Here is a 17,485-nt window from a genome sequence, read left to right on the forward strand (position 1 = left end):
TTGATCAGAAAGCCAGCTTTATGGCACCTATTTTACAGGGGCATAAGGGTTTATTTCCCTCAATTTTTCCTCTAGTGCCCTTAAATCTTTTAGGCGCATCCAGCTCACTTTTATTTTATGCTGTTGCATTTTATCATCGGCATCCAGAATGTTGAGGCCTATGTGCAAATGATCCGTTTCAAAATAACTGTCGAAATTATACTTAGTGATGAGGAGTGAGCTCTGTTTTTTAGAAAATAACTTTTGAGAATTGATTACCATGCCACCCTCAGCCTCTGATGCATGGATGTAAATTGGCCAATTGATAAAAGAAGACATAAAACCGAAAAGAGGGGCAAATGCAGCTAACAAGATTATGCTCGGCAACTCTGGGGAAATGATGTATTTATAAACGAAGATAAATACCACGAATATCCCATAAAAAAAGAGCAAGAACTTAAACCGATTGACTTTGCCTTTGTTGTTTATATCTTTCATTTGACCAGCTTTGGGGGTTGAATTTAATGGATTTGAGGGAATTAAGCGAGCTTCATTTTAGAGACCAAATCCCAAAGCACAATGCCCGCTGTGACAGATACATTGAGCGAATGCTTGGTACCGAATTGAGGGATTTCCAGACAACCATCGGCTAGCTCAACAATTTCATCCTCGACACCGAAAACTTCGTTGCCCAAAACGATGGCTACTTTTTGATTTTCGATAGGCTTGAAATCTTGAAGCGGAATAGAGCCCTCAGCTTGTTCCACGGCCATAATTGTATATCCCTCAGCCTTTAAAACTTCGCATGCCGATCGTGTATTTTCATAATATTTCCAGTCTACAGATTCGGTTGCGCCAAGGGCAGTTTTATGAATTTCACGATGCGGTGGCTGGGCGGTAATTCCACAAAGTGCGATGCTTGTAATTCCAAAAGCATCAGCAGATCTGAAGGCAGAACCTACATTATGCATACTCCTAACATTGTCCATCACTACCACGACAGGTAATTTATCAGTAGCCTTAAATGCTTCAATATCTGGCCGGTTGAGCTCCTCGTTTTTTAATTTTCGCATCGCTGCAATTTTACCAGCTTGGGTGGATTTTACAAGGCCCATAAAAAGAAAGTGCCTGCCCCATCTGGGTAGACACTTTAACAACACCAATCAAAAACTATCTTTATTCGCGTTTAGGCCGATTTCTGCCTAACGAGAGGCTCTGCTGTTTTTAGAAATTACCAAGTACTTAGAAATTTGCCAGAAAGATTCAGGATCTGTAATCTCTAGAATTTTTATCCCATCTGACTCACCTGGTAGAATAGCGTATGAACTACTTGGATGGTCGCTGACAAGCGATAAGGAAGCAGCCTCAATCTTCAATTGATTGACACTTCTTTTATCTAGCTCCAAGAATTCAGCTTTGTCGGCATCTTCTTGTAACATTACTTTTCGCCCAATAAGACCTAGAAAACCGCCTTCTTTGTCAACAACGCCTTTGGCCTTCAAATCTTGGAAGGTGCCAATGGCCAAGTAGCCTTTATTCAATTCGTCATTTAAAGCAGTAAGTTGAGATACCTCTAAGTCCTTTTGTTCTATGGCATCGGCTTGGGCCAAGACGGTCACATTTAGCGAGTCTTTTTGCGAATTTAGTCCAGTAATTACCGCCTCGCGGGCAACAAGCTCTGATTTCAGATCAATAATTGTGGTTTGACGCGCTTTCAAATCTGCTTGTAAAGTCTGAAGTCGCTTTTGGAAGACTCCCTGCTTGATTTCGGCACTTTTAATTTTGTCGGTGAGTGTTTTTACGTTTTCGTTAGAGCGAACGATCAAGTCATCAATCATCGCTATTTCGCGCATAATGCTCTCTTTTTTTCCTTCATTGAAAGGCTCTTGGCGTTGCCCGAATACAAGGTTTTCCTTTTCAACGATACTCGTGATTTGCTCCTCGACTTCAATAATCAATGACATCACTTCTTCAAAGGCCGATTCTTTTTTGACAATCTCCTTTTCCAGGTTGACATACCTCTCTTCTAGTACTTCTTTTTTTTTGGAGGTAGCGGATACAGTAAACCACATAGCGATGGTAAGTGCACCCAGCAATACCATGCCGATTTTCATCGTTTGTTTCATCTTCTTAGGTTTTAATTGTTAAATGATAGATTAAATAATTCTGCGAATGCTTCAGAAGAAGCACTAATTCAGACTCGTCTAGCCTGTTGGCTGTGATGCACTGTTGGGTTTGGGTTGGTGGGTTTTGAGAATAGGTTTGTGATGATTCTCGCTAGTATAACGAAAGAATTAGTTGAAATTGTGTGATGTAACGAAAAAAATAGTTATAAAATTTTTCGGAGGATTAAAGCCCCGCCTTTTTTGGCTTTAACCAACCACGATCAACGGCGTAGATAATAAGTTCCGTTGGAGATTTGAGCCCCAATTTTTTGAGGATGTTTTTACGGTGTGAATTGACTGTATGAATACTTATACCAAGGTTATTGGCGATTTCTGACGAAGGTAAACCTCTACCGATCGATTTAATGATTTGCATCTCTCGCTCAGATAAATCACCATCAATGGCAATGTCTGAGTTGTTGACCAAATTCATTACTTCTTGACAGTAGAAACTTCCACCTTTATCAATTACATCTAGTGCCGAGTTGATTTCTTCTACTGAGCAGTTTTTAGTCAAAAAGCCTTCAACGCCGGCTCTCAATTGTTTGTTAATTGAAACGGCATCATCGTCTTCAGAAATAACCAGAACTTTTAAGTTAGGGTAAGACTCTTTTAGTTGTTTGGTCACCGTATCTTGTAGAATATAGTCACCCAAATATTCAAGAATCAGAAGTTCAGGCGTGTGTCTTTGGACTTGATCGGATAGGTTGCGATCGGTATTAAAGACGACCACCTCATTTATGCCACGATAGTTTTCTAGAATAATCTTTATTCCAGTACTGGAGAGAAACTGTGGGTCATAAATGGCTGCCTTTTTCACAACTATTCTTATTTAGACTGATTAAAATTAAGGCAAAATTAATACTCTTATCGAAAAGGTCATCATTAATTTGACTCAGCTCATAAAACTTGCCAAATGAGGGAAAGGTTTAGCGGAATAATGGCCCCTAGATCGTTGATTTCTAAAACTTATATCGGCACCATATTTTTCGAACCAATAATCTTTATTTTTGACCTTTATTATCAATCTAATACCGATCAATATTTAGTATGGCTAAGAAGAAAGAGGCGAAGGAAACCCCATTGATGAAGCAGTACAATGCCATCAAGGCCAGTCATCCGGGGGCACTTCTACTTTTCCGAGTTGGAGATTTCTATGAAACCTTCGGAGAAGATGCCATCACTGCTAGCAAAGTGCTAAATATTGTCTTGACAAAACGTGCCAACGGTGCCGCAAGCCATATTGAGTTGGCCGGTTTTCCACACCATTCTTTAGATACTTATTTGCCTAAACTGGTAAGAGCCGGAAATAGAGTCGCTATTTGCGATCAGTTAGAAGATCCTAAAAGTGTAAAGGGAATTGTAAAGCGCGGGGTAACGGAATTGGTGACGCCAGGCTTGTCGTTTAACGATAATGTATTAGACCAGAAAAGGAATAACTACTTAGCCTCTTTAAGTTTTGGGAAGGACGAAATTGGCGCAGCATTTTTGGACCTATCGACCGGGGAATTTCTCACGGCGCAAGGAAAACCAAGCTATATCGATAAGCTCATCCAAGGGTTGAATCCATCCGAATTCATTTACTCAAGAACACAAAGAGAAGCATTTGAAACTCATTACAGCGACGATTTCAATACTTATCAGATTGATGATTGGGTTTATGCCTTCGATTATGCGTATGAAAAGCTCACTAACCACTTTTCTACGAGTTCTTTAAAAGGCTTCGGGATAGAAGAAATGAATCTGGCGATTACCGCAGCCGGGGCGGTACTTTACTATCTGGAGCATACAGAACACAAAGAGATCGGTCATATCGCTGCAATCAGTAGGATAGAGGAAGATAAATACGTCTGGTTAGACAAATTCACTATCCGAAATCTTGAATTGGTTTACCCACAGCACGAAGGTGGTATTCCATTGATCCAAATTCTAGATAAAACACAGACCCCTATGGGTGCTAGAATGCTCAAGCGCTGGATGGTATTGCCGTTAAAAGAACTAGATAAGATTCAAGAAAGGCTTTCGATCGTTGATGCTTTTCACGAAAACGGGGCATTAAGTGAGGAGATGGCCGAGGCCATGAAAGATATCGGCGACTTGGAAAGATTAATTTCTAAAGTCGCTGTCGGCAGGATTAATCCACGCGAGTTAAACCAATTAAAAAAGGCGCTGCTGAGTATTGGGCCGATGAAGGAATCTTTGACCGCAGCTAAAAATAAGTCGCTTCAAGCACTTGCTGCACAACTTGATACCTGTGGGCCGCTGTTAGAAAAAATACAAAGTGAGCTTCAGCCAGATGCACCTATGCTTGTGCATCAAGGGGGTATCATTGCAAAAGGTGTTGACGAAGAGTTGGATGAATTGCGCGGCATAGCCTTTAGCGGAAAGGACTATTTGGTACAAATACAGCAGCGGGAGAGTGAGCGAACGGGTATTACTTCTTTAAAAATTGCCTATAACAAGGTTTTCGGATACTACCTTGAAGTAAGCAACGCCCACAAGGACAAAGTGCCAGAGGAGTGGATTCGCAAGCAAACCTTAGTCAATGCAGAGCGATACATCACGGAAGAGCTTAAGACCTACGAGGAAAAAATTATTAATGCGGAAGACCTATATAAGGTCATTGAGCAGCGACTTTTCCAAGAGCTCGTCGCTTTTGCTGCTGATTATACGTCTAAAATTCAAAAGAATGCCAAGGTGATTGCCACCTTGGACTGCCTTATCTCATTTTCAGTAATTGCAAAAGCTAACAATTATTGCCGACCTGACTTAGATGATAAGATGCTCATCGATATTCAAGATGGTAGGCACCCTGTAATCGAGCAGCAACTGCCAGTTGGTGAATCTTATGTACCGAATGATGTGTTACTAGACGATCATACGCATCAAATCTTAATTATTACCGGGCCAAATATGGCGGGTAAGTCAGCTTTGCTTCGTCAAACGGCATTAATCGTGTTGATGGCACAAATGGGTAGTTATGTACCCGCGTCTAGCGCTTCCTTGGGCATTACAGACAAAGTATTTACGCGTGTAGGGGCCTCCGATAACCTTTCGAAAGGCGAATCTACCTTTATGGTCGAAATGACTGAAACGGCTAGTATCCTTAATAACCTTTCGGAACGTAGTTTGGTCTTGATGGATGAAATTGGTCGTGGTACGAGTACTTATGACGGTATTTCTATTGCTTGGTCGATAGTGGAGTACTTGCATAACCATGATAAGTTTAAGGCTAAAACACTCTTCGCGACACATTATCATGAATTGAATCAATTGGAAGAAGATTTCCCTGCGATCAAAAACTTCAATGTTTCGGTGAAAGAGGTTGAAAACAAGGTCATCTTCATGCGAAAGCTAAAAGAAGGCGGTAGTGAGCATAGCTTTGGTATTCATGTGGCACAAATGGCGGGGATGCCCAATCCGGTTGTGATTCGTGCGGCCGAGATTATGGGGCATTTAGAACAGGACAAAATCCGAAATCAGACTGATGATAAAGTGAAAAGCATTCCGAAGAACAACTATCAATTGAGTATGTTCGAGGCTGACCCCACATTTAATGAGATTAAGGAGTTGCTTGAAAAGATCGACATTAATACGATTTCGCCCGTGGAGGCTTTATTAAAGCTGAATGAGATTAAAGGGAAGCTGAAGGACTAATGTTCTGGCTTTAGATTTAGTTACTGCAATTTTTTTAATGTAGTCGTTGCATATTAAAACCCCTTCACTAAATTTGCATTCCGTTTTGCAGCAAGTGCGAAATTTTTGTATTGAAATAAGCGAGAGTAGCTCAGCTGGTAGAGCACGACCTTGCCAAGGTCGGGGTCGCGGGTTCGAATCCCGTCTCCCGCTCAATAATTAAAGAAGCGCGATTTAATCACGCTTTTTTAATTTAGAGTCATTCACAATTTCATGACTACCTAGTAGTCAATGCCGGAGTGGTGGAATTGGTAGACACGCAAGACTTAAAATCTTGTGCTCTTCTGAGCGTATGGGTTCAAGTCCCATCTCTGGTACATAAAAGCCCCTTGAAAAAGGGGCTTTTTTTGTTTCTAAAACTCTGGTTATTCATCCCTCAGAGAATTGACTGGATTCATTTTCGATATACTTAATGTTCGTGAAGAAATAGTGGTAAGTGCCACTAGAAACACCACAATTGCTGGCCCAGCGAAAAGCCAAAAACTAATATCAATTCTATAACTATAGCTGTTCAACCAATTGCCCACGATATAGTAGGTTATCGGTAAAGCGATAAGTGTAGCTATACCAATGAGCCAGAGAAAATCTTTAGAGATGAGCGCTATGACTTGGCTCACACTCGCACCAAGAACTTTACGGACACCTATTTCCTTTTTACGCTTGGCTACCGTGTAAGAAGATAATCCAAGTAACCCTAAACAGGTGATCAGTAAAGCAAAAATGCTCAAAGCACTGAAAACCGTTTGAAATTGTTGGTCTGATTTGAAATGCTCATCAAATTTTTGATCTAGAAAGAAAAACTCGAATGGACTATCGAAATGCTCATTGTAAAGTGATTCTATTTGGCTGAGTTGACTTATGATATCACCAGCACCAGTTCTAATACTCACATAATCTCCAAAATTGCCGTAGCGGAAGATCATCGGTATATAGCCTTCTTTGACACCGGTTTGGTGGAAGTTCTTTAATACCCCAATGATCGTGCGATCGTCTCCCCAGAAGTTTATTTTTTGATTAATCGCCTCGCTTGGGTCTGTAAAACCCCAAAGTTTGATCGCTTCTTCGTTTACAATAACATCCTGTTCGTAGACACCTTTTCCAAAGTTCTGACCTGCTAAAAGTTCCAATTGCATCGCTGGTATGTAGCGATCGTCCGTAAAGTAAATGAAGAAGTTAAAATTATGTTCTTCCACAGCATTGATAAGATTAATACCCGTTGTACTTCCCATCATGCTCGTCGGTTGACCAGGAACTGTAGTGGACAAGGCTACTGATTTAAACGAACTATTATTGAGTAACTCGTCTCTAAACAACTTAAAATTCACCATCTCCGATCTAGTCGGTGGGGCATGGACTACCACTACTTGTTCAGAATTGAGCCCGAGGTCTTTAGCTTGCATATACTCCAATTGTTTTGACGAGGTGAAGGTTTGAATCAATAAGAAAATAGCAATGGAGAATTGAAATACGACCAGTGACTTTCTTAAAAGGATGCCGCCACTTGAATGCGCGAACTTTCCTTTCAGAACAGCGACGGGCTTAAAAGAGCTTAGAATAAATGCTGGGAAGCTACCACCTACCAATGTACTAATAACGATTGCCCCACTAAAAACCAGCCAAAACAGCCCTTTGTCGAAAAGTGTGAAGTCTTTTGGTAGGCCTGCCATTGCTTTGAAGCCAGGTAATAATAGATAAATCGTAATGAGTGAAAAAGATGAGGCCATTCCGTTGATCACCAGTGATTCAATGAAAAATCGAACCTTTAATTGATTGTTTGTGGAACCTATGACCTTTCGAATTCCGACTTCTTTTGCCCTATCCATTGACTTGGCTGTGGCCAGATTGATATAATTTACTATCGCGATGATAATGACTAGAAGTGCCACTAAAAACAAGAAATAAACGATGGTGGCATTTCCACCAGCCTCTGCTTCATATGATTTATGAGAATAAAGATGAATGTCTTGCATTTTTTGACCGATAACGCGTTCATTCTCAATCTTTTCTTCGGCTTCTAAACGTTTACTGAGCTTGTCAATCGATGCTGAAAACGTATCGTATTTATCGGCTTCTGTGAGTAGTACATAAGTGAAAGTATCATTGCTGTTCCATGGGCTTTCGCGTTCTTCGAGTTTTTGCTTCATGGTACTGTAAGAAAACAGTATATCAAACTTTAAGTGTGAATTGGCAGGGCTATCGGTCGTTACACCCACTACTTTCAATTCACTGTTAGTTACGGATGTCCAAATGGTTTTTCCTACGATATCCGTTGTCCCAAAGTATCTTTGAGCAGCAGATTCCGTTAGAATCATTTCATTCGGATTAGTCAAAGCCGTTTTTTCATTTCCCTGCATTAAGGAGTAACTAAAGAGGGATAAAAAGCTGTGGTCTACTGCGAAAACCCTTGCCGCTCTGAAGCTAGACTCATCGACTTTTAAGACAGCTTCTGACATACGGTAGGCCCGAGTAAATTCTTCTACTTCAGGAAACTCAGCCTTCATCATAGGCCCCAATAAATGATAAGATTCCGCATCCTGATCGATTAGGGAGCTTCCGTCCATATAGTCGATCGTGATTCGGGTCATACGATCGGATTTTGGATTAGAACTTTCGTAGCTCAGCTCAAAGTGAACGTATGATAGCATTAAGAGTGCTACTGAAATTCCAGCAGTTAGCCCGATGACATTGATGGCGGTGTACATTTTTTCACGGCCAATAATTCTTAAGATCGTTTTAAAGTTATTTTTGAACATGCCTATGTTGTTTAGATTTTGAGTTCCGCCAATCATCCTTATCAAGGCGGGTCGCATCAATTTGAGCGACTGCCAAATAAATTGTCTTTTGGCCTTATTTAGTGAATAGCGTTCAGTATCGTCTACAAACCTTTCCTCTAAGTCACCTTCAATTTCTTCGACATATTGCGGCCGAAGAAACTTACGAAGTAGCCAAATTGGCCACCTTGGAGGGAGATCGTTTTTAACGTTTACCATTCCCCTCCAATAGCCATATCAGGCATAGCACTCCACATTTGAGTTCTAAGGTCCCTCATATCTCGAAGTACCTTAACACCCATAGGAGTCGCCGTGTAAATTCTCTTTCGTTTTCCCCCTCGTTTTTGGGTAACCTCACCCCATTTAGAAGTGAGATATCCTTTCTCTTCCATCCTTTTAAGTGCAGTTTGAATAGCGCCCATACTTTGCCGTTCCTGAAGACATTTTTCTAGGTACCGTTCAATTTCGTTTCCATAGGCATTCTCTTGTAAGATGACCACACTCATCAAGACCAGCTCTTGGAATTCGCCGAGTTTATTTTTCTTCATTTTGATTTTATACTAATTGAAGTAAATATAAAGATGAATTATATATTATACTAATTGAAGTTTTAATATAGTCGTTATTATCCCTTGTAAAGATTAAAATCGATTAGAAGACTTAATACTGATTGAAAAGGTTGCTTCCCTTCAGTAAGAAAGCTATTCAGAACTTCGATTTGAATTCGAATTTTAAAGTTGAGAAGGGTATTTGATAGGATTTAATTTGAAGTCAATCTTTGATTTTTCGATCGAGATAACGTAAAAAAAGTCATTGTCTAAAATTTTAAAGGTAATTTCTAAGCTTGTTTAAAAAGCATAATCAACCGTAATTGGTAGAGATGAGGATTCTTTATTCGTTAGTCGTGTGTTTCTTTTTCAATGGACTTATTGCCCAAGACTTTGAGTTGACCTCTATCAATTTGACAGTCGAAAATGGGCTTGTAGGTGATAATGTATATTGTGCGCTACAGGATGACAAGGGATATATTTGGTTTGGAACGGAAACAGGAGTAAGTCGATATAACGGGAAGTCTTTCGAAAATTTTTATATGACTGACGGACTCGGCGACAATGAAATTTTTCGAATCGACCAAGATAGTCAGGGTAGAATATGGTTTTCGGCGTTTAATGGAAAGTTAAGCTATTTCAAAGACGGCACTTTCTACAATGCTACAAATGACACCACTCTGGCGAAAGTCACCATGGATAACTATTATGTCTCTCTTTTTGAAGACTCTAGGCAAAATATTTGGCTAGCGAGTAAAATACATTTAGTGATGATCGACCGTGAAGGAGTGGTCACAAATTTCAGCGAAAATCCTTTAAACCAAAAAGTACGTATTGGCTCTTTTATTGAAAAAAATGGCGAGGTCTGGGGTAAGGCGATCGCTAATAATACTACCTATAACTTAAGCCTAGCTGCACAAACAAAAGCACATTTAATCTCTGTAAAAGGAACAGTAGATAATGATGAATATATATCAAGTAACAGCTCCTATTTAATGGTCTCTAGTAAGAATGGAGATAAAGAATATATAAAGAGACTGAGCAATAGAGATATCTCAATGCTCAAAGATTTTTCGAAAATGCATGACTACAAAGATGGAAATGTCTGGGTTTGTACTTTCGGAGGTGGACTAAGGATAAGCAAAAAAACTGGCAATTCCAGGCTGTTTTTCCCCAATAAGCAGATCACTCATGTGTTAAAGGATCGAGAGGATGGTTATTGGTTTACAACGTTGGGAAATGGAGTATACTTTGTGCCCTCACTTGAGAATAAATCAATCTCAAAAATTAAAAATGCGCCAATAGGGAACGTGTTGACAGTTGCTGATTTGGACGACAAAATATGGGTTGGAGCTAATTTGGCAAGGTTTGGTCAAATAAAGGAGGAAAAACTAGATATCAATTCACTTTACTTGTCCAACGGAAGGTCTCGTACAAAAAAAATTATGAAAGGCCGTGATGAAGGCGATCTTCTGATAGTGCTCGAGGAAGGACTTCTTTTGAAACGATCTAATGGTTCCTTTTCTAGAATGCCAGGTTCAATCAAGACAATCAACAAATGGACAAACCGACTATATGCTATTGGTATAACTTGGGGACTGGTAGTAGTTGATATTGATAAGCTATATAAGGAGTTTGATGAGATCGGGCCTAATACAATTTTTAAAAATTGGAGGTATAGCGATAGGTCATTCGCGATAAAGTCATTCAAGTTTGGTTCTGTACTTGATATAGAACCACATGGAAAAGGAATGCTAATCGCAAGTGCAAGAGGGCTCTATTTTTTGAATGATGATTTAGAAGTCTCAAAAATGGATGCTCATCCTGCCATGAACTCTGTCATCAATGATATCATTAGCATAAATGATTCAACCTACATACTAGCTTCCGGCGGGTATGGTTTATTGCTAGCTTCCGGTGATAGTTTAACAAATATTACGACTGAAGATGGTTTATCTTCTAACATCATAAGAAGAGTTTTTATAGACGACCGTTCTGTTTATTGGCTTGCTACAAATTCTGGTATTGACAAGTTTGAGATTTTAAATTCAAGTCACAAAGTGTCTTCGATCAAGTTGATGGATGGGCTAATAAGTGAGGATGTGAACGACCTTATGATTAAAGAAGGAGAACTTTGGGCAGCCACAAGCAAAGGGATTTCAAAAATTAGTCTAGCAGATTGGGAATCGCCAAAGCTTATCCCGAAGCTCAACATGCGGTCAATGATTGTTGATGATCTTCCTGTTATGTCAATGGCACCCTTAGCACCGAATATTAAGAATATTAAGTTCGAATTTGACGGGCTTCATTTTCAAAGTCTAAATCGATTGACTTACGAATATAGGCTTGAGGGATTCGATAGTACATGGAGAACGACGAGCCAGAATACGGTCGATTTTAATGGCTTAAGGTCCGGAATCTACAACTTTCAAGTAAAAGCAATTAGTGCATTTGGAGACGAAAGTGAAATTTCGAATCGACCATTTACTATTGCCACACCATTCTGGGCTACATGGTGGTTCATAGCAGTTTCAATATTAGTTTTCTCCATCATTGTCTTTCTATTGATTCAATTCGTAGTTAGGCGTAATAGAATCAAAGAGAAACGTAAGTTCGATATTCAGTTGAAAATTGCAGCTGCTGAACGCAAAGCCTTACAATCTCAACTAAATCCACATTTTATATTCAACTCCCTCAATTCAATTCAAAATATGGTGTTGGATAATGACACAGAAGGCGTTTATCAGTACTTAGCAAAATTTGGAAAATTGATTAGAAGAGTCCTTGAATTCTCTGATATTTCAATGATTTCTCTGACAGAAGAACTAGAAACGCTCAGACTATATATGGAGCTCGAAAACTTGAGGTTGAACAATAAATTTGATTTCGAAGTAAAGGTGGCAGATGATGTGGATCGAGAGATTAAAGTGCCTAGTATGGTTATTCAGCCTTATGTTGAAAATGCCATTTGGCATGGTATTACACCGCTAAAAAATAGAAGAAGAGGGCTAGTAACTATTCAAGTTAGTAGAACGGCGCAGGGCCTTGGTTTTGAAGTAATAGATAATGGTGTTGGACGGCCATCAGAAAATAATAAGAGGGAAGGTTTGGGCACTCGAATTGTGAATGAACTTGTAAGGAAACACAAAGGGGACCATTCAGGAGAGGTTGAAATTTTAGATCTTTATGAAAAAGGCCAAAGTATCGGTACCAAAGTAATTGTACAACTCATACCAAAACTGAGCATATGATCAAGGCACTAATAATTGATGATGAAGAGTCTGGAGAGCAATTACTTTCCAAGCTTATTAAGTTAAAACACCCGGAAATTAGTCTAGTGCCATCAGCTTTTGATTTGGATGAAGCCATTCATCGGATTGATGTGGAGAAACCTGATCTGATATTCCTAGATATTCGTCTTGGAAAGTCAACAGGCTTTGATGTATTAGAAAAGACTGTGTTTCAAGATTATCATGTCATTTTTGTCACTGCCTATAGTCAGTATGCTTTAAAAGCTATAAAAAGTGCGGCGGTTGATTATTTGTTAAAACCAGTGGATATGGAGGACTTAAACCATGCCATTGAACGGTTTAGGCACAGGGCAAACTTCACTTCATCAGGTCAACTCAATCAAATTAAAGAGGCTTTTGAGGAAGCCATAACTGTAAAGAAGCTGGTAATACCAACGAAAGAAGGGTTTGAATTTATCGACCATTCAGAGATCAAATATGTGCTGGCTGATGAGAATTATGCCCGAATTTTCATTGACGGGAACCAGTCCATTTTTTCATCCAAGAACCTTGGGTACTTCGAAAAACAACTTCCCGACACTCGATTTTCAAGAATTCATAAGTCTCATCTGGTCAACTTGAATTGCATAGTCAATTATGAACACGGTAATGGGGGCTTTGTTAAAATGATTGATGGTAAACGACTCGAAGTTAGCCGACGCAAAAAGAAGAACTTGCTAGAACAGCTTACAGCTTCAATCCCTTAAAACGCCGTTAAATAAATCAGAATAGCATTTCATATCAGATGTATGACAGCTTAAGCGATAATTTTTAAAGCTAACAGGTCATACTATTAATTCATGCGAGAAAAGTACTACCCGGTGTATGCCTGTGGTGGTATTTAGGTTTCCTTAAGACCAAGACAAGCATGATCAGATATTCCAGTCTATTATTTTTTTTATTAGGCATGTTCACCCTTCCTAATTATGACTCAAATTTGGATGGCAGACGAGTTGAAACAGTCATCGCTTATGAGAGCTTTGAAGGTACAGCCCAAGAGTTAGGGTATACGAGTGACGACTGGAGACGTGGATTTAGCGACTATTCGAGTGTGATGAATGAGGCTAATGCAGGTACAGGTTCTACTGTTACTTATCATATTTCTTCCGGTTACCCTGATAACATTCATGATGACGGGACAGGGAACAGACATTTTTATGCTGTAGATGACTTGGACGATAGTGAAAACCCAAGAGTGGATGACCTTAGTATTATTACATTCAATAATGTCAATGTTTCTGGTGCGACAGACTTAAAGGTCAAGTTCCTATTAGGCGTAGACAGGGCCAATAGGTTTGAGGCTGATGACTATTTACAAATATATTATGCGCTTGATAGTGATATTGACAATCACCCCGACGTCAACACTAATTTTACTCAAGGCAGTTATACTTTACTAGCCTCTTTTCGGGGTTCTGGAAGCGGTACTAATGCATCCTTGGATGCCGATAATAATGGTTTAGGAGATGGCACTACGATCTTACCCTTTGGTACTCTTTCAGGAAATGATATTACGCTTGCTGACATGAGTTTTGACATAGCTGGTACAGGCACCAATGTTTCCATTCGTGTAGTGATGAAGTCTAACGGAGGTGATGAAACGTTTATAATCGATAATATGAGATTGACAGGAGATGTTGCTGCCTCCGACACTGACCCGCCAGCCTTCGATGTAACTCCTTCAGCTAGTTCAGTCTCCACTACAGGTTTTACAGCAGGGGCTAGCATCGATGAAGGAGGAGACATTTACTATGTAGTAGTAGCCGATGGCGCTACATCCCCAACCCCAACTAATGTGATTGCAGGCCAGGCTAATGGAGGAGGCTCTCCAATCGCTTCAGGCAGTGGCACTAACCTAACAGACCCTTTCACCCTTAGCTCAGCAGTAACAAGCCTTACGGCAGGCACAGCCTATGATGTATACTTTATCGCCAGAGATGATGAAAGCACCCCAAATGTCCAAGCAACAGTCACTAAAGTAGATGTGACAACCCTAGCCCCGAGTTCACTACAAATAGCAGCTACAGTATTCTTAGAAGGAGCTTATAACGGTACCAACCTAAACACAGCAATTAATAGTAGCATACCAGCCCAACAACCCTACAATGGCGTAAATAGCCATAGCCAAACAACGAGCGTGAGTATACCAGCAAGTGCAGTAGACTGGGTATTAGTAGAACTAAGAGAAGCAAGTACAGCAGCTACGGCAACCAACGCAACACGGAAAGGCTCAGCAGCAGGCTTTCTGATGAATGATGGGACGATCAAAGCGACAGATGGTACCAGCAACCTAACGATCAACCTGACAGGAAACACAGGGACAGACTACTATGTGGTGATCTACCACCGAAACCACCTACCGATCATGTCAGCCGCATCGATAGATGGCTCAGGAGGCACACTGACCATAGACTTCACCAGCAACTCAGCGAACACCTACCAGACGACGACCGCCTTAGCAAGCCTAACCAACAACAAGTTTGGGATGCCATCAGGAGATTTGAATCAAGATGGCAGTATCAACAGCACCGACCTGAGCACATGGCGCACCAACAACGGAGCAGCTTACAACTATTCAGGCAATGGCAGTGCAGACTTCAATCTAGATGGAGAGATCAATGCAGTAGACCGCAATGACTTCCAACAGAAGAACACGAGTAAGACTAGACAAGTACCAAGTAACTGATACGAACATGACCGTTTTAGAGCAAAGAATACTTGATCATCTGATTGAAGAATTACAGGGGGCGAGCTTTAAATTTCAGGAAGATCTTAAACAACACTATCCTCACCTGACAGCTTATGACTTGAGGCTATGCACCTACTTAAAGGCAAATCTTTCTACAAAGGAGATAGCATCGATACTGAATATTACACCAGACAGCGTAAAGAAAGCCAAACACAGACTTCGGCGAAAAGTAGAGCTAGGGCCGTTGACGAAATGGGATCAGTTTTTAAGGTAGCTTTCAAAAACCTACAAATCTTAACTAAGTCAATCTTTCATACCAAAATACGATGATTTAAGAACAGTCGGCACTCTATATACCCACGCTATTCATTAGTATTTTGCTAATTGGGAGACGGTCTTGGGACATTGTTTAAATTCAATGTCCCGAACGTCCCAAGAATGCGCGCTAGTCAAATCAGAATATTCATTTTTTTCATCTACACTCTAAGCTTGCTTCAGCTAATTTCATTCCCAATACGCGCTCAAAGACCCGTTGACAGTCTAAGAAATGTGGTGAAAGAAGGTAATGGAAGCAGTCGGATAGATGCGATAATCACCCTAGCGGGTTTTAGAAAGGATGTCGATATTAAAGAGGCCGAGTCTTTGATACGGCAGTCATTAAAACTATCGGATTCACTCCACTATAACCAAGGAAAAGTAAAGTCTTGGCTCATACTAGCAACTATTGCCAGTAGGCAGAATAATTTTACAAAAACAGATAGTTTGATAAACCTCTCTATGAGTTTGGCTAATGAAGAAGATGATCGCCATGGGTTGACTTCCGCTTTATTGGCAAAGGGAGTCCTGAATATTAGAAAGGGTAAATATGACGAAGCTATTCAAAATCATATTGAGGGGTTGGCGATTGCGGAATTAATAGGGGATGGTGATCTCATGCAAACTCATACTATGAATATTGGCCATATAAAAAGCCGCTTAGGCTTACCAGAGGAGGCCGATCGCTATTTTTTAGAATCGTTGAAAATAGCTCAGAATTTTGATCTGAAACTGAGGATAGGGCAAGTATACCTAGCCCTTGGGGTTTCTGCCTATCAGCGAGGCGACCTAGAAAGTTGTATTCTCAATTATGAAAAGGCCTTGCCTGTATTTATAGCAGAAGAAGATCTAAGATCGGCAGGAACAGTTTTGAATAACTTGGGATACGCTTATTACTTGAAAAAAGACTTTTCTAGGGCTAATGACTTCTATGACAAATCGCTAAAAAACAGAACTCAGCTCAATGACCTCCTAGGCGTTTCAAGAATTTGGTTAAACAAAGCTCGAATTAGTTTTGAACAGGGGGATTTTTCTACAGCCTGGCGTCTTAACAAACGAGCCCTTACCATTGCCCGTGAGATCAAAGACACCAAAAGAGAGATGGAAGTACTCCATTTTATGGTCACCATTTATGAAAAGGAAGGGAAATTGGAGGAAGCATTGGATGCCCTTCGGACTTACAACCAATTAAAAGAGGTTGTTGACAAAAAAGCCAATCAACAAAAGGTAGCCGAGCTTTCAGCACAATTTGACTTAGAAAGGAAAGAAAATGAGCTAAGTACAACTAGACAGGAAGTAGCCCTTTTAGAGCAGAAAGAGGAGCTTTTGACTACAAGACAGTTTCTGTTAGCAACCGTTGTAGTGGTATTGATTCTAATGATGACTTTGCTTTGGCTTTATCAAAGAGGTAAGGTTAAACGGGCAAGACTGGATGAGGCAATGTATAAAAAACAACTGGGTCATGAGTTGGCATTAAAGAATGAAGAGCTCAAGTCACACGCCGATCTGCTCGTAAACCAAAGTAGCCTTATTATGAGCTTCAAAGAGCAGTTAGCAGAATTAGGAGAAAGAAGAGAAAATCTGATACCTTCAAAGCGAATAGAAGAGATCGTTAACTATCTAGAAAGACGCTCCGAAGATTACATGACTTGGCAGCAATTTAGGCTCAAATTTGAAGAGAGTTTCCCTCGTTTTACTTCAACGCTTATAGAACTGGTTCCATCATTAACTCCGAATGAGATTGACATTAGCATGCTTATCAAGATTAATTTGGCTAATAAGGAAATAGCCCAGATTCTGAATATTAGTTATGATGCAGTGAAAAAATCAATTCAAAGAATGTACAAGAAGATAAACCTGAATTCTCCTGAAGAATTGCGAGTTTATATACTAAAGATATGATCTTGACATTCCAAAGCACTCTATGTCCCTAAAGAGCTACTATATTTTCATTTCAAATTAAAATCGGCACCCTAAATACCCATCCGTTGGTGCCTGATTTTGAATTTTTGGTCTGAACCAAAAAAAGGAA

General features: G+C 40.1%; 12 protein-coding genes and 2 tRNA genes. 8 read left to right on the forward strand and 6 right to left on the reverse strand.

The window, feature by feature from the left end; all coding sequences use genetic code 11:
- Positions 1-27 precede the first annotated feature (27 nt).
- The 4 genes from BFP71_RS05850 to BFP71_RS05865 form a co-directional block, all read right to left on the reverse strand.
- Positions 28-477: a hypothetical protein gene (locus BFP71_RS05850; RefSeq protein WP_069834489.1), complete on the reverse strand. Its 450-nt coding sequence runs from the start codon at positions 475-477 to the stop codon at positions 28-30.
- 41 nt (positions 478-518) lie between these two features.
- On the reverse strand, positions 519-1,052 hold the full coding sequence (locus tag BFP71_RS05855) for an RNA methyltransferase (RefSeq protein WP_069834587.1): 534 nt from the start codon (positions 1,050-1,052) through the stop codon (positions 519-521).
- A 129-nt stretch (positions 1,053-1,181) separates the two neighbouring features.
- On the reverse strand, positions 1,182-2,105 hold the full coding sequence (locus BFP71_RS05860; RefSeq protein ID WP_069834490.1) for a Cbp1 family collagen-binding glycoprotein adhesin: 924 nt from the start codon (positions 2,103-2,105) through the stop codon (positions 1,182-1,184).
- A 223-nt stretch (positions 2,106-2,328) separates the two neighbouring features.
- Positions 2,329-2,964 (reverse strand): response regulator transcription factor, encoded by a 636-nt coding sequence (locus BFP71_RS05865; RefSeq protein WP_069834491.1) that lies wholly within the window; start codon positions 2,962-2,964, stop codon positions 2,329-2,331.
- 230 nt (positions 2,965-3,194) lie between these two features.
- On the opposite strand from BFP71_RS05865, the gene mutS reads away from it, so the two are divergent.
- The 3 genes from mutS (at position 3,195) to BFP71_RS05880 (ending at position 6,157) form a co-directional block, all read left to right on the forward strand.
- Positions 3,195-5,801, forward strand: a complete 2,607-nt coding sequence (mutS, locus tag BFP71_RS05870) for a DNA mismatch repair protein MutS (RefSeq protein WP_069834492.1) — start codon at positions 3,195-3,197, stop codon at positions 5,799-5,801.
- Between the two features lie 119 nt (positions 5,802-5,920).
- A tRNA-Gly gene (locus BFP71_RS05875) sits at positions 5,921-5,993 on the forward strand.
- A gap of 80 nt (positions 5,994-6,073) precedes the next feature.
- Positions 6,074-6,157, forward strand: a tRNA-Leu gene (locus tag BFP71_RS05880).
- Between the two features lie 48 nt (positions 6,158-6,205).
- On the opposite strand, the gene BFP71_RS05885 is transcribed toward BFP71_RS05880, so the two are convergent.
- Together BFP71_RS05885 and BFP71_RS05890 are read right to left on the reverse strand one after the other, a co-directional pair.
- Positions 6,206-8,830: an ABC transporter permease gene (locus BFP71_RS05885; protein ID WP_088124894.1), complete on the reverse strand. Its 2,625-nt coding sequence runs from the start codon at positions 8,828-8,830 to the stop codon at positions 6,206-6,208.
- Entirely contained in the window at positions 8,824-9,159 is a 336-nt protein-coding gene (locus BFP71_RS05890; protein ID WP_069834493.1) for a PadR family transcriptional regulator, read from the reverse strand. Before BFP71_RS05890 ends, BFP71_RS05885 begins: the two co-directional genes overlap by 7 nt.
- A 332-nt stretch (positions 9,160-9,491) precedes the next feature.
- Between BFP71_RS05890 and BFP71_RS05895 the strand changes: the two genes are divergently transcribed.
- The 5 genes from BFP71_RS05895 (at position 9,492) to BFP71_RS05915 (ending at position 17,355) form a co-directional block, all read left to right on the forward strand.
- A complete protein-coding gene (locus tag BFP71_RS05895) occupies positions 9,492-12,410 on the forward strand; it encodes a sensor histidine kinase (RefSeq protein WP_088124895.1) in 2,919 nt (972 codons plus the stop codon).
- Positions 12,407-13,156 carry a LytR/AlgR family response regulator transcription factor gene (locus BFP71_RS05900; RefSeq protein ID WP_069834495.1) on the forward strand — a complete coding sequence of 250 codons (750 nt, stop codon included), beginning with the start codon at positions 12,407-12,409 and terminating at the stop codon, positions 13,154-13,156. The genes BFP71_RS05895 and BFP71_RS05900 overlap by 4 nt, the downstream gene beginning before the upstream one ends.
- Before the next feature lie 200 nt (positions 13,157-13,356).
- The gene (locus tag BFP71_RS05905; RefSeq protein ID WP_069834496.1) at positions 13,357-15,135 is read left to right on the forward strand and encodes a dockerin type I domain-containing protein; all 1,779 of its coding nucleotides are present in this window, start codon (positions 13,357-13,359) and stop codon (positions 15,133-15,135) included.
- A 7-nt stretch (positions 15,136-15,142) separates the two neighbouring features.
- Positions 15,143-15,412 (forward strand): helix-turn-helix transcriptional regulator, encoded by a 270-nt coding sequence (locus BFP71_RS19245; protein WP_141719692.1) that lies wholly within the window; start codon positions 15,143-15,145, stop codon positions 15,410-15,412.
- A 164-nt stretch (positions 15,413-15,576) separates the two neighbouring features.
- On the forward strand, positions 15,577-17,355 hold the full coding sequence (locus tag BFP71_RS05915) for a tetratricopeptide repeat protein (RefSeq protein ID WP_069834498.1): 1,779 nt from the start codon (positions 15,577-15,579) through the stop codon (positions 17,353-17,355).
- Positions 17,356-17,485: the final 130 nt, after the last annotated feature.

The sequence above is a fragment of the Roseivirga misakiensis genome, assembly GCF_001747105.1.
In the GTDB taxonomy this organism is placed as follows: Bacteria; Bacteroidota; Bacteroidia; order Cytophagales; family Cyclobacteriaceae; genus Roseivirga; species Roseivirga misakiensis.

What these genes read in the sequence shown, in the direction of transcription:
- BFP71_RS05850 (WP_069834489.1), bottom strand. Translation starts at nt 477, where the DNA reads ATGAAAGATATAAACAACAAAGGCAAAGTCAATCGGTTTAAGTTCTTG.
- BFP71_RS05855 (WP_069834587.1), bottom strand. Translation starts at nt 1,052, where the DNA reads ATGCGAAAATTAAAAAACGAGGAGCTCAACCGGCCAGATATTGAAGCA.
- BFP71_RS05860 (WP_069834490.1), bottom strand. Translation starts at nt 2,105, where the DNA reads ATGAAACAAACGATGAAAATCGGCATGGTATTGCTGGGTGCACTTACC.
- mutS (WP_069834492.1), top strand. Translation starts at nt 3,195, where the DNA reads ATGGCTAAGAAGAAAGAGGCGAAGGAAACCCCATTGATGAAGCAGTAC.
- BFP71_RS05885 (WP_088124894.1), bottom strand. Translation starts at nt 8,830, where the DNA reads ATGGTAAACGTTAAAAACGATCTCCCTCCAAGGTGGCCAATTTGGCTA.
- BFP71_RS05890 (WP_069834493.1), bottom strand. Translation starts at nt 9,159, where the DNA reads ATGAAGAAAAATAAACTCGGCGAATTCCAAGAGCTGGTCTTGATGAGT.
- BFP71_RS05895 (WP_088124895.1), top strand. Translation starts at nt 9,492, where the DNA reads ATGAGGATTCTTTATTCGTTAGTCGTGTGTTTCTTTTTCAATGGACTT.
- BFP71_RS05900 (WP_069834495.1), top strand. Translation starts at nt 12,407, where the DNA reads ATGATCAAGGCACTAATAATTGATGATGAAGAGTCTGGAGAGCAATTA.
- BFP71_RS05905 (WP_069834496.1), top strand. Translation starts at nt 13,357, where the DNA reads ATGTTCACCCTTCCTAATTATGACTCAAATTTGGATGGCAGACGAGTT.
- BFP71_RS19245 (WP_141719692.1), top strand. Translation starts at nt 15,143, where the DNA reads ATGACCGTTTTAGAGCAAAGAATACTTGATCATCTGATTGAAGAATTA.
- BFP71_RS05915 (WP_069834498.1), top strand. Translation starts at nt 15,577, where the DNA reads ATGCGCGCTAGTCAAATCAGAATATTCATTTTTTTCATCTACACTCTA.